The organism is Arthrobacter pityocampae, from assembly GCF_002927275.1.
GTDB classification, from domain to species: domain Bacteria; phylum Actinomycetota; class Actinomycetes; order Actinomycetales; family Micrococcaceae; genus Arthrobacter_D; species Arthrobacter_D pityocampae.
This window is the reverse complement of the sequence record NZ_PRKW01000001.1, coordinates 688,121-700,346: the sequence shown is the minus strand read 5'-3', so window position 1 is coordinate 700,346 and position 12,226 is coordinate 688,121. Positions and strand designations below refer to the sequence as shown.

General features: G+C 67.7%; 9 protein-coding genes. 7 read left to right on the top strand and 2 right to left on the bottom strand.

The window, feature by feature from the left end:
* Positions 1 to 16 precede the first annotated feature (16 nt).
* Both C4K88_RS03270 and C4K88_RS03265 read left to right on the top strand, forming a co-directional pair.
* Entirely contained in the window at positions 17 to 466 is a 450-nt protein-coding gene (locus C4K88_RS03270) for an AAA family ATPase (RefSeq protein WP_104120158.1), read from the top strand.
* A 243-nt stretch (positions 467 to 709) separates the two neighbouring features.
* Positions 710 to 2,395, top strand: coding sequence for a glycosyl hydrolase family 18 protein (locus C4K88_RS03265; protein WP_241521676.1), 1,686 nt, complete (start codon positions 710 to 712; stop codon positions 2,393 to 2,395).
* 87 nt (positions 2,396 to 2,482) lie between these two features.
* Here the strand turns inward: C4K88_RS03265 and C4K88_RS03260 are convergent, their stop codons facing one another.
* Positions 2,483 to 2,797, bottom strand: a complete 315-nt coding sequence (locus C4K88_RS03260; RefSeq protein ID WP_104120156.1) for a hypothetical protein — start codon at positions 2,795 to 2,797, stop codon at positions 2,483 to 2,485.
* Positions 2,798 to 3,262: 465 nt separating this feature from the next.
* Here C4K88_RS03260 and C4K88_RS03255 point away from each other — a divergent pair, with 465 nt between their 5' ends.
* From C4K88_RS03255 to C4K88_RS03245, 3 genes are all read left to right on the top strand, one after another.
* Positions 3,263 to 5,059, top strand: coding sequence for an ABC transporter family substrate-binding protein (locus C4K88_RS03255; RefSeq protein WP_104120155.1), 1,797 nt, complete (start codon positions 3,263 to 3,265; stop codon positions 5,057 to 5,059).
* Between the two features lie 142 nt (positions 5,060 to 5,201).
* Positions 5,202 to 6,743, top strand: a complete 1,542-nt coding sequence (locus C4K88_RS03250; protein WP_104120154.1) for an ABC transporter permease — start codon at positions 5,202 to 5,204, stop codon at positions 6,741 to 6,743.
* Positions 6,740 to 7,774, top strand: coding sequence for an ABC transporter permease (locus C4K88_RS03245; protein ID WP_104120153.1), 1,035 nt, complete (start codon positions 6,740 to 6,742; stop codon positions 7,772 to 7,774). The genes C4K88_RS03250 and C4K88_RS03245 overlap by 4 nt, the downstream gene beginning before the upstream one ends.
* Positions 7,775 to 7,782: 8 nt before the next feature.
* Here C4K88_RS03245 and C4K88_RS03240 read toward each other — a convergent pair whose 3' ends face one another.
* Entirely contained in the window at positions 7,783 to 8,406 is a 624-nt protein-coding gene (locus C4K88_RS03240) for a PH domain-containing protein (protein WP_104120152.1), read from the bottom strand.
* An 89-nt stretch (positions 8,407 to 8,495) separates the two neighbouring features.
* Between C4K88_RS03240 and C4K88_RS03235 the strand changes: the two genes are divergently transcribed.
* Both C4K88_RS03235 and C4K88_RS03230 read left to right on the top strand, forming a co-directional pair.
* Positions 8,496 to 10,334 carry an ABC transporter ATP-binding protein gene (locus C4K88_RS03235; RefSeq protein WP_104120151.1) on the top strand — a complete coding sequence of 613 codons (1,839 nt, stop codon included), beginning with the start codon at positions 8,496 to 8,498 and terminating at the stop codon, positions 10,332 to 10,334.
* 208 nt (positions 10,335 to 10,542) lie between these two features.
* A complete protein-coding gene (locus tag C4K88_RS03230; protein WP_104120150.1) occupies positions 10,543 to 12,180 on the top strand; it encodes a peptide ABC transporter substrate-binding protein in 1,638 nt (545 codons plus the stop codon).
* The last annotated feature ends 46 nt before the right edge of the window (positions 12,181 to 12,226 follow it).

Here is a 12,226-nt window from a genome sequence, read left to right as displayed (position 1 = left end):
CCGTTACGCTGGATCCATGTCCCGCATCCTGGTCACCGGCATGTCCGGGGTGGGGAAGACAACCCTGCTGCACGAGCTCATCCGGCGCGGCTACCACGGAATCGATACCGACCACGACGGATGGGTGCTTCCGAACGGCACCTGGGACGAAGCGCGCATGTCAGCCCTGCTCGCCTCCGAGCGAACCGTCGTCGTCTCGGGGACCGTGGAGAATCAGGGGCGGTTCTACGACCGGTTCGCGGCCGTGATCCTCCTCAGCGCACCGGTCGAGGTCCTCATCGACCGCGTCTCGGTCCGTACGAACAACCCCTACGGCAACGCACGGGCAGAGCAGGCCGTCATCCGTCAGCAGGTCCTCGACGTCGAACCCCTGTTACGACGCGGCGCAACGCTCGAACTGGATGGTCGCCGACCGGTTTCCGAGCTGGCGGACGACGTCGAACGTCTCCTGGCTCCCGGCCGGTAGGTCGATCACAGGGCTTCGTCGTCGGCGCCCAGCTGACCCAGTAGGCACCCGAAGCCAGGAGGTGACCATCCTCGACGACGTAACAGGCGACCTTGGCGACGGCAGAGGGCATCGCACAACTCTACGGACCTGTCCGCCTCCAGCCCCGGCCCGGCGGGACCGGGATAGCGCCGCATACCGTAGGGTGAGGGAGCCGCCGCCTGCCGCTGCGGGTCCCACCTGCCGGAGAAGACCATGAAACGAGTGCGCCCACGCCCTTCGCAGCGGATCGGGGTTCTGGCCGTCGTCGCCCTGCTGGCCATGAGCGGCGTCGCCTCCTGCGCCGCCCTGAAGCCCTCCAAGGAGGCCGGTCCCGAGGACTCCGCCACGGCTCCGGCCCGCATCAACGGCTATCGGAGCGTCGGCTACTTCCCACAGTGGGGGATCTACGGACGCCAGTTCCCGATGAAGGCCCTCCAGGACTCGGGTGCCGCTGCACACCTGAGCCACATCAACTACGCCTTCGGCAACATCCACCACGAGACGCTCACCTGCTTCGAGGCGAACCGGGCTCAGGGAAGCGGGCCGGAGGGGTCCGACGGCGCATCCGACGCCTGGGCGGACTACGGTATGGCCTACGACGCCGCCTCCTCCATCGCGGGCACCGCGGATACCGCCGACCAGCCACTGGCCGGGTCCTTCAACCAGCTCCGGCAGCTGAAGGCAGCCAACCCGGGGTTGCGCGCGGTGATCTCGCTCGGCGGGTGGACCTGGTCGAAGAACTTCTCCCGCGCCGCGGCCACCGACGCCTCACGGAAGGCGCTCGTCGCCTCCTGCATCGACCTCTATATCAAGGGGAACCTCCCGGTCATCGACGGCAGGGGAGGGGCCGGGGCCGCGGCCGGAGTCTTCGACGGCATCGACATCGACTGGGAGTGGCCCGGCAGTGACAACGGGCTCGAGGGGAACGGGGTGGACGCCGAGAACGACGCCGACAACCTCCGGCTGCTGCTGCGGGAATTCCGTACGCAGCTCGACGCCTACGGCGCCTCCACGGGGTCCTCCTATTCCTTGAGCGCCTTCCTTCCCGCGAACCCGGAGGATATCGAGGCCGGCGGCTGGAACAATCCCGAACTGTTCGACTACCTCGACTTCGGCAACCTCCAGGGCTACGACCTGTGGGGGACCTGGGAGCCGGAGCTGACCGGTCACCAGGGGAACCTCTTCGACGATCCGAAGGATCCACGCCCGGAGGATGAACGCTTCTCGGTGGACCGGTCGGTGCGCAGGTATCTCGACGCCGGGATTGACCCCGGCCAGCTGGGGCTGGGCCTCGCCATGTTCGGCAGGGGCTGGGTGGGTGCTGAGTCGGCCGAACCGTGGGGCCCGGCCACCGGACCCGCGCCGGGCGGCGAGGAACCCGGCCTCGAGGACTACGACGAGCTGCGCGCCGTCGGCGAGGAGTTCACCGACCCGACGATCGGTGCGGCCTGGCGGTTCGACGGCGACCTGTGGTGGAGCTACGACAACCCGGAGACGGTGCGACTCAAGGGTGACTACATCCGGGAGATGGGGCTCGGCGGGGGCATGTGGTGGGACCTGGCGGGTGACACGAAGGGTTCGCTCCTGACCGTCCTGTCCGATCAGCTGCTCTCGGCACCCCGCGGCCCCGCCCGCGACGGGGTGGTGCGGGAGAGCACCGTCCAGTCATCCGGCGCACCGACCGCGGCGTCCGAGGCCCGGGCTCCCGGCGCTGCGCCGTCGGCCGTACCCTCGCTGTCCGCGGAGGAGGCTGCTGCCGCCGACCCCGTGGCGTGGGACGAGGGCGAGGTGTACACCGAGGGCCGCCGGGTGGTCTTCGAAGGCACGGTGTACCGGACGCAGTGGTGGACGCGCGGGGATGTTCCCGGCGTCGAGCAGTGGGGCCCATGGAGGCCGGAGGGCGACTGACGCCTGCCGTGGTGACCGCGCATCGGCGGTGGCGGGGCCACGGAAGCACCCGCCGTACGTGCGCACCCGGCCGGGGCCGGGCGCCCGTCACCACATCCGACTGTTGGTCTCGGAGACGAATCCGCGCCCGTCCGAGAACCAGTGGATCGTCGGGCTGTTGCGCGCCGTCGGCGTCGTGAGTTCGGCGAACAGATCGGCGTTGAACCGGTTGTTGAGCTCGGGGGAGCTGAGCACGGTATCGCGGGTGATGACGAACACCGGCCCCTTCAAGCCCTTGCTCTGGATGGACAGGTGCACCTCGGCATGCTCGTCGAGGCGTGCCTTGAGGGCTCCGATCGCCGCCTGGACGTTGGCGTCGTCGTCCCAGACCGCCGCATGCTTGTCCACGAACAGCCAGGCCATGGTGCTCCTCGTCCGTACCGCGTGCCAGTCCCCGGGGTCTCCCGGTCCGCGCCCGGCGGGCATCGATCCTGCGGTCGTCCTTCTAGCAAAGCACTGGGGTGAACGCGTTATCAAGCACCGGCGGGCGGCCTGGACGTGGACCCGGGGCATCGGCGCCGATCCGGGGGAACGCCCCCACGGATCCGGGCACCCGCCGCGGCGGCCCCTGCCGAAGCCCGCCCCGGACGCCGGCCGAGCACTACCGCCGGGGACCACGGATTGCTGGGTACGCGCTGGAGACTACCTGTGAAGGTTTGATTGCAGCTCGGTAACAACACCTACGCGGCCTCCTGCGGGGATACCTGTTGGTAACAATGTCCACTTAGGCTTTTGCTCACGTGAGTAGCGTCACCCCTATGGGGTGATGTGCCGGCTGTCATGCAACACCGCGTGGAGCCGCAACCACACTATGAAAGAGGAGGCGGAATGCGTTTCGGACGTACTTCCAAAGCTGTGGGAGTGGCTGCTGTCGCAGCGCTCGCATTGAGCGCCTGCGCTGCCAACACGGGGACTGAGTCCACCGACGAGGGCACCGAGGGCGAAGCAACCGGCGGAAACATCCGCGTCGTCGAGGTCAATGCCTTCAGCTCGTTCAACTCGAGCACCTCCGAGGGCAACGTGGACATCAACGGAAAGATCGCCTACGCGACCCACTCCGGCTTCGTCTACATCAACAACGACCTCGAGGTTGTGAAGAACGAAGACTTCGGCACCATGGAGGTCCTCTCCGAGGACCCCCTGAGTGTCAAATACACGGTCAACGAAGGCGTCACCTGGTCCGATGGCGAACCGGTCGACGGCGGAGACCTGCTGGCTGCATGGGCCATCGAATCCGGCTACTTCAACGACGCCAAGACCGACGACGCCGGTGAGGTCACCTCGGGCACCAAGTACTTCGACTACGCGGGCGACACAGGCGGCCTCGGGCTCACCGAACTCCCGGAGATCGGCGAGGACGGCCGGTCTATCACCCTGAACTACTCCGAGCCCTTCGCCGACTACGAGGTGGCCTTCGGCCTGATGAGCGAGGGTGGCATCGACACGCCCGCCCACGTCCTCGCCGAGAAGGGCGGTCTCGCCGACGAGGATGCGCTGATCGAGCTCATCAACACGACGCCCGCCGGCGATCCGGAGAAGCCCGTCGATCGTCCCGAGATCCAGGCGGTTGCGGACTTCTGGAACACGGGCTTCGACACGAAGTCGCTTCCCACGGACCCCTCGCTCTTCCTCTCCAACGGCCCGTTCATCGCCTCGGCCATCACGCCGGACCAGTCGATGACGCTGACCCGCAACGAGGACTACGACTGGGGTCCGATCCCGAAGGTGGACGAGATCACCGTCCGCTACATCGGTGAGGCACCCGCCCAGGTGCAGGCCCTGCAGAACGGCGAGGTGGACATCATCGCCCCGCAGGCGTCGGCCGACACGGTCGAGCAGCTCGAGGGCCTCGAGGGCGTCACGGTGCAGCAGGGCAACCAGCTCTCCTACGACCACCTCGACCTCAACTTCAGCGGCGTGTTCGAGGACGAGAAGGTCCGCGAGGCGTTCATGAAGACCGTGCCGCGCCAGCAGCTCGTCGACACGATCGTCAAGAAGATCAACCCCGACGCCGTGCCGCTCGACTCGCAGCTGTTCCTCACCGATCAGGAGCCCTACGAGGACGCCGCCTCCAGCAACGGGTCGGACACCTATGCGGAGGTCGACATCGAGGGTGCGAAGGAGCTCCTGGCCGGGGCGACGCCCGAGGTCCGCATCATGTACAACCGCGACAACCCGAACCGCCTGAACTCGTACACGCTGATCGCCGAATCCGCGGCCCAGGCCGGATTCAAGGTCGTCGACGGCGGGCTCGGATCCTCGGACTGGGGAGCTGCACTCGGCAACGGGACCTACGACGCCACCATCTTCGGCTGGATCAACTCGGGCGTCGGTGTGTCCGGCGTTCCGCAGATCTTCAAGACCGGCAACGGCTCGAACTTCAACGGGTTCTCGAGCCCCGAGGCGGACAAGCTGATGGACGAGCTGATCGTGACCACGGATCCGGCTGAGCAGGACGCCCTCCAGATCGAGATCGACAAGCTGATCTGGGACTCGAAGTACGGACTGCCGCTCTTCCAGGTGCCGGGCGTCGACGCCCACAGCGACAACGTGACCGGCATGGAGTACATGCCGAACCAGACCGGTGTCTGGTGGAACTTCTGGGACTGGCAGGTCGTCCAGTAGTTCCGACACCGGAACACGCTCGACCACAGGAAGGCGCCGGGACGGGGGACCACCCGGCCCGGCGCCTTCTTCTGTGTCACTCCACTACAATCTGCGGTAACCCGGGAACTTCTTCCCGCTCCGATCTTGAGGCCTGAAACCTATGGTGACCTACATCGTGCGGCGTCTGGTGACTGCCGTGCTCATCCTGTTCGGCGCATCCTTCGTCGTCTACCAGCTCACCGCGCTGTCCGGTGATCCGCTCGAGGACCTGCGGGCGAGCAGCGCCCCGAACCGGGACGAGCTCATCCAGGCGCGGACCGAACTCCTCGACCTGAACACCCCTGCGCCCCTGCGCTACTTCGGCTGGCTCGCCGGGGCAGCGAAGTGCATCGTCCCCTTCGCCGCCACCTGCGACCTCGGGACCAGCATCCAGGGTGAGGCCGTCACCACCTCGCTCAGCCGGGCGATGGGCAACACCATCACGCTCGTCACCACCGCCACCATCCTCGCGATCATCATCGGGATCTCGCTCGGCATCATCACGGCACTGCGCCAGTACAGCGGGCTCGACTACGGCGTGACGTTCATGTCCTTCCTGTTCTTCTCCCTCCCGATCTTCTGGCTGGCCGTCCTGCTCAAGGAATTCGGCGCCATCGGCTTCAACAACTTCCTCGACGATCCCGACATACCACCCTCCACCATCGCCGTCGTCGCCATCGCGAGCGGACTCATCTGGGCGCTCTTCGCCAGCAGGTCCTGGAAGCGGAAGGGGATCGCCTTCCTGCTCGGCGCCGTCGTCGCCGCGGCCCTGCTCTTCGTCCTCGACCTCGTGGGCTGGTTCGCCGACCCCGGCCTCGGACCGATCGTCATCCTCCTCACCGGAGTCGGCATCGCCTTCGGGATCGTCCTGCTCACGGCGGGCCTCCGCAACCGCAAGGCCCTGTACTCCTCGCTGATCATGGTGGCCCTGGGCCTCGTGGCCTACTACGTGGTCAACCCGATCCTCAACGCCGCGACCGTCTGGATGATCATCCTCCTGGCGATCACCACCGTGCTCGTCGGTATGGGGGTCGGCTTCGCCATGGGCGGCTACGACCGCGGCCAGAGCATGCGGGCGGCAGCCCTCACCGGGCTGCTCATGGGCCTGCTCATCGTGGTCGACCGCTTCATGGTCACGTGGCCGTCCTACGTGGACAACCCGCGGGTCCGGGGCAGGCCGATCGCCACGGTCGGCGCCGAGACACCGGGGCTGGAGGGCACGTTCTGGATCAACGGTCTGGACACCTTCACGCATCTTCTCCTCCCCACGCTCGCGCTGCTCCTGGCGTCCCTCGCCAGCTACAGCCGCTACTCCCGCGCGTCGATGCTCGAGATCATGAACATGGACTACATCCGCACGGCGCGGGCGAAGGGCCTCAGCGAACGGACGGTCGTCATGCGGCATGCGTTCCGCAACGCGCTGATCCCGCTCGCGACCCTCGTGGCCTTCGACGTCGGTGCGCTGATCGGCGGCGCCATCATCACCGAACAGGTGTTCGCCTTCGCCGGTATGGGCCAGCTCTTCGTCCAGGCCCTCCAGCGGACGGACCCCGATCCGATCATGGGCTTCTTCCTGGTGGCCGGCATCCTGGCGCTGGTCTTCAACCTCGTCGCCGACGTCGCGTACTCGGTCCTCGATCCTCGCGTAAGGGTGAAAGCATGAGCATCCAGACTCCCTCCGACGTCCCCAGCACCGAGCCGGGCACCGTCACCGGACCGGTGCACCCGGAGGTCGAACCCGAGGCGAAGGGCCTGTCGCAGGGCCAGATCGTCCGGAAGAAGTTCTTCGACAACACGGCGGCGATCATCAGCCTCGTCGTCTTCGCCGTAATCTTCGTCCTCGCGTTCAGCTCGGTGGGCTTCGCCGGCATCCCCGGGTGGTGGAAGTACAACCACACCGAGTTCCTCCCGCTGGTCAACGGGGGCGCGCCGACCGTCACCGGCCCCTTCAGCTGGGGGGAGCACCCGTTCGGCCAGGACTCGATCGGCCGCGACTACTTCGCCATGACGATGCGCGGCACCCAGAACTCCATCATCATCATGTTCATCATCGGCGCCCTCGCCGGACTGGTCGGGGTCATCATCGGCGCCTGCTCCGGGTACTTCCGCGGCTGGCCCGAAGCGGTGCTGATGCGCTTCACCGACGTCATCATCATCATCCCCGTGGTCCTTGCGGCCGCGACCCTGGGCGAAGGGGTGAACCGCCTGGTCGGCGCCGGTGCGCAGATCTGGCTCCTGGGCCTGTTCCTCGGGCTCGTGCTCTGGACCGGTCTGGCACGGCTGGTCCGTGGCGAGTTCCTGTCGCTGCGCGAGCGCGAGTTCGTCGACGCGGCGAAGATCGCCGGAGCCTCGAACACCCGGATCATCTTCAAGCACATCCTGCCGAACGCCGTCGGCGTCATCATCGTGAACACGACCCTGCTGATGTCCTCCGCGATCCTGCTCGAGACCGCGCTGAGCTACATCGGGTTCGGCGTGAAGGCTCCGGACGTCTCGCTGGGCCTGATCATCAGCCAGAACCAGGAGGCGTTCCAGACGCGCCCGTGGCTGTTCTGGTTCCCGGGCCTGTTCATCGTGCTGATCTGCCTGTGCATCAACTTCATCGGTGACGGCCTCCGCGACGCCTTCGATCCGCGGCAGAAGAAGTTCAGCGCGAGCCGGGCCAAGGAATCAGCAAAGCCTGCCGCCGCGTGAATACGAGCCTAGGAGCCCAGGGCCGGCGTAGCGACGCCGACCGCCACCAGCAGGAGCGCGCCGGCGATGCAGGGCCAGTTCCACCGGCGGTGGACGACCCCCGGGCGGTCGACGTCGATCCTGCCGCTCTCCACGAGGTCCTGCCAGCGGGTGCGCACCTCGTACGCGGCGTACCCCGAGTCGGTGTTCTTCATGTCGCCCGGGCGGACGGAACCGCCGGGGCCGTAGCTCGTGGCCGGCAGGTTCCGGATGTGCTCGGGTTTGCCCGCGTGGGTTCCCCACACCCCGGGCGCCGGCGCCGCCCAGGCGGTGTAGGCGCCCGACGGCGTGACGAGCTTCAGTGCGTACTTGGTGTCGACGTCGATCAGCGCCGACCAGGGGATCCGGAGGGTGGCCAGCGGGTTGCGGAGCGTGACGGCGTCCGCATCGAACACGACCGCCGGGTACCAGAACAGCCACCAGCCGGCGTACGCGACGCCGATCAGCGGCCAGCCAACGAGCAGGCCGGCGGCACCCTGGTCGACGACGACGGCCGCGAGGCCGCCGACCGCGGCCACCACGGCGACGGCCGTGAACCAGACGCTGGTGCGCGGCCTGAACACGGTGGCCCCGGCCACCCTCGAGTTCTTCATGGCTCAATGATCCCAGCACGGCCGCCGCTCGCGGCACACCAGGAGGGCTCGCGATCCCGCGGCGCCTCGCCCACAAAGGAGGACCTTTCATGAGTACCCAGGTCATCGGCGGCACCGGAGACACCGGGGCGGACCTGCCGGCACCCCAGGGTCCCGTGCTCGAGGTCAGGAACCTCAGCGTGGACTTCGGCGTCGACAAGAAGTGGGTCCCCGCCGCCATCGACCTCAATTACGAGGTGAGGGCGGGAGAGGTGCTCGCGATCGTGGGGGAGTCCGGTTCCGGCAAGAGCGCGAGTTCGATGTCGCTGCTCGGGCTGCTGCCCTCGAACAGCCGCGTCACGGGCGAGGTGCTGCTCAACGGCAAATCCGTGCTGACGATGTCCGCGGCGAGGCTGCGACAGATCCGCGGCAACGACGTCGCCGTCATCTTCCAGGAACCCATGACGGCGCTGAACCCCGTCTACACGGTCGGCTTCCAGATCATCGAGACGCTGCGCCTGCACAACGAGATCTCGCCCGACGAGGCGAAGCAGCGCGCGCTGCGCCTGCTGCAGATGGTCGAACTGCCCGATCCGGACAAGGCCTTCAGGTCCTATCCGCACCAGCTCTCCGGGGGCCAGCGCCAGCGCGCCATGATCGCCCAGTCCCTGTCCTGCGACCCCAAGCTCCTCATCGCCGACGAGCCCACCACGGCCCTCGACGTCACGGTGCAGGCGGAGATCCTCGACCTCATGCGCAACCTGAGGACCAAGCTCAACAGCGCGATCGTCCTGATCACCCACGACATGGGCGTGGTCGCGGACCTCGCCGACCGCATCGCGGTGATGCGCCAGGGCCGCATCGTGGAGACCGGCACCGCCGAGCAGATCTTCCGGAACCCGCAGCACGAGTACACCAAGGCACTCCTCGCGGCCGTGCCGCACCTGGGCCAGGGTGCCGGGGACGACGACGTCGACATCACCGCGGCGCTCGCGGCGGCGACCCACACGGAGCTGCAGACGGTCGATCCCGGCGAGCTCGAACGACGCGCCCACGACGTCCTCGCGCAGCTCGAGGAGGTCGAGCAGGAGGCCTCGCACGCCACGCCCGGGGCGGCGCCCGTCCTCGAACTCATCGACGTCGCCATCGAGTACCCGAAGCAGGGGCGTGTGCCGGCGTTCCGCGCCGTCGAGGACGCGAACCTGACCGTGTACCCCGGGCAGGTCATCGGCCTCGTCGGGGAGTCCGGCTCGGGGAAGACGACCATCGGGCGGGCCGCCGTCGGTCTGCTGCCCGTCGCCGCGGGATCCATGAAGGTCGTCGGCACGGACATCTCGGGGTTCCGCCCCACCTCGAAGGAGCTCGCCAAGGTCCGCCGCCATGTCGGCATGGTCTTCCAGGACCCGTCGTCCTCCCTGAACCCCCGGCTGCCGATCGGTGAGAGCATCGGCGAGCCGATGTACCTCGCGGGCGAGGCGAAGGGCGGTGAGCTGCAGAAACGCATCGAGGCGCTCCTCGACCAGGTGGAGCTGCCACGCGCGTACCGCAACCGGTACCCGCACGAGCTCTCCGGCGGCCAGAAGCAGCGGGTCGGGATCGCCCGGGCGCTCTCGCTCAAGCCGAAGCTGATGGTCGCGGACGAGCCGACGTCGGCCCTCGACGTCTCCGTGCAGGCGAAGGTCCTCGAGCTGTTCCAGAACCTGCAGCGCGAGCTCGGCTTCGCCTGCCTGTTCGTCACCCACGACCTGGCGGTCGTCGACGTGCTCGCGGACTACATCTGCGTGATGCAGCGCGGCCGGATCGTGGAGCAGGGTGCCCGGGACCAGATCCTCCGCAACCCCCAGAACCCGTACACGCAGCGCCTCCTGGCGGCGGTCCCGCTGCCCGATCCCGAGAAGCAGCGCGAACGCCGCGAGCTCCGCGCGAAGCTGCTGGCGACCACGGACTGACCCCGCCGCCGGAGAGCCCGCCCTGCCCCGGCAGGGCGGGCTCTTCCGTGTGCCGGGAGGGCTGGCGTCGGGCGCTCGACGCCCCCTGATGTTCAGAGAAGCAACGGAACGGGCATATAGTTTCTCGGTGTGAGTTGGCTCTCGCTCTCTGCGGAGCCACTGAATCGGCTGGAACAGGGCCGGTACGACCCAATTATTAGGAGGCGGAATGCGTTTCACGCGCACTTCCAAAATGCTCAGTGTCGCGGCCCTCGCCGCCCTCTCGCTCAGCGCATGCGGCGGCGGGGACACCGGATCCGACGCCGAGGCCGGCACCACCGACGCCGTGATCGTGGTGGACGGCTCGGAGCCCCAGAACCCGCTGATCCCCACCAGCACCAACGAGGTGGGCGGCGGGGCGATCCTCGACCTCGTCTTCGCGGGCCTCGTCAGCTACGACGCCGACGGCAAGTCCCAGAACGAGATGGCCGAGTCCATCGAGACCGAGGACGCCCAGAACTACACGATCACGCTCAAGGAGGGCAAGACCTTCACCAACGGTGACCCCGTCACCGCGAGCTCGTTCGTCGACGCCTGGAACTACGGTGCGGCCGCGAAGAACGCCCAGCTCTCGAGCTACTTCTTCGAGAGCATCGAAGGCTACGACGAGGCCAGCGCCGAGGGCTCCACCGTGGAGACCCTGAGCGGCCTGAAGGTCGTCGACGACCGCACCTTCACCGTCGCCCTGTCCCAGCCGGAATCCGACTGGCCGCTCCGCCTCGGCTACAGCGCGTTCTACCCGCTGCCCGCCGCAGCCCTCGAGGACCCCGCCGCGTTCGGTGAGAACCCGATCGGCAACGGACCCTACAAGTTCGCGTCCGAGGGTGCCTGGCAGCACAACCAGCAGATCGAGCTCGTACCGAACGAGGAGTACGACGGCCCCCAGGCCGCCCAGAACGCCGGGGTGACGTTCAAGATCTACCAGAACGACACGACGGCCTACCAGGACCTGATCTCGGACAACCTGGACGTCCTCAAGACCATCCCGACGAGCGACATCAAGAACTTCAAGAACGATCTCGGCGAGCGGTCCATCGAGTCGCCCTACGCGGGCAACCAGACCATCGCCGTGCCGTACTACCTCCCGAACTGGGAGGGCGAGGCCGGCAAGCTGCGCCGCCAGGCCCTGTCGATGGCGATCAACCGCGACGAGATCACCGAGGTCATCTTCAACGGCGGTCGCGAACCCGCGAAGGACTTCACCGCCCCCGTCCTCGACGGCTACAGCGAGGACCTGCCCGGCAGCGAGAACCTCGAGTACAACCCGGAGGAGGCCAAGAAACTCTGGGCCGACGCCGAGAAGATCTCGCCCTACGACGAGTCCGAGCCCCTGACCATCGGCTACAACGCCGACAAGGGCGACCACAAGACGTGGGTCGAGGCCGTGGTGAACAACATCAAGAACAACCTCGGCATCGAGGTCTCGGGCAAGCCGTACGCGACCTTCAAGGAAGCCCGCACCGAGGCGACGGACGAGACCCTCACGGGCGCTCTCCGCGCCGGCTGGCAGGCCGACTACCCGTCGCTGTACAACTTCCTCGGACCCATCTACGCCACCGGCGCCGGGTCCAACGATGCCCGCTACAGCAACCCCGAGTTCGACGGGCAGCTGACCGACGGACTCGCCGCCGAGTCCGTCGAGGAGGGCAACGAGGCCATGAACAAGGCCCAGGAGGCGCTCCTGGAGGACCTCCCGGCCATCCCGCTGTGGTACCAGGTCGCCCAGGGCGGCTGGAGCAACAACGTGGACAACGTCGAGTTCGGCTGGAACGGCGTCCCGCTCTACTACGCCATCACCGGCAAGTAACCCATCACGGTTCCGGGGCCTGCCCGCACAGGGCGGGCCCCTTTTC

Excerpts from the sequence above, each read along its gene's own strand:
- C4K88_RS03245 (WP_104120153.1), top strand. The coding sequence starts at position 6,740 with ATGAGCATCCAGACTCCCTCCGACGTCCCCAGCACCGAGCCGGGCACC.
- C4K88_RS03240 (WP_104120152.1), bottom strand. The coding sequence starts at position 8,406 with ATGAAGAACTCGAGGGTGGCCGGGGCCACCGTGTTCAGGCCGCGCACC.
- C4K88_RS03260 (WP_104120156.1), bottom strand. The coding sequence starts at position 2,797 with ATGGCCTGGCTGTTCGTGGACAAGCATGCGGCGGTCTGGGACGACGAC.
- C4K88_RS03250 (WP_104120154.1), top strand. The coding sequence starts at position 5,202 with ATGGTGACCTACATCGTGCGGCGTCTGGTGACTGCCGTGCTCATCCTG.
- C4K88_RS03230 (WP_104120150.1), top strand. The coding sequence starts at position 10,543 with ATGCGTTTCACGCGCACTTCCAAAATGCTCAGTGTCGCGGCCCTCGCC.
- C4K88_RS03270 (WP_104120158.1), top strand. The coding sequence starts at position 17 with ATGTCCCGCATCCTGGTCACCGGCATGTCCGGGGTGGGGAAGACAACC.
- C4K88_RS03235 (WP_104120151.1), top strand. The coding sequence starts at position 8,496 with ATGAGTACCCAGGTCATCGGCGGCACCGGAGACACCGGGGCGGACCTG.
- C4K88_RS03255 (WP_104120155.1), top strand. The coding sequence starts at position 3,263 with ATGCGTTTCGGACGTACTTCCAAAGCTGTGGGAGTGGCTGCTGTCGCA.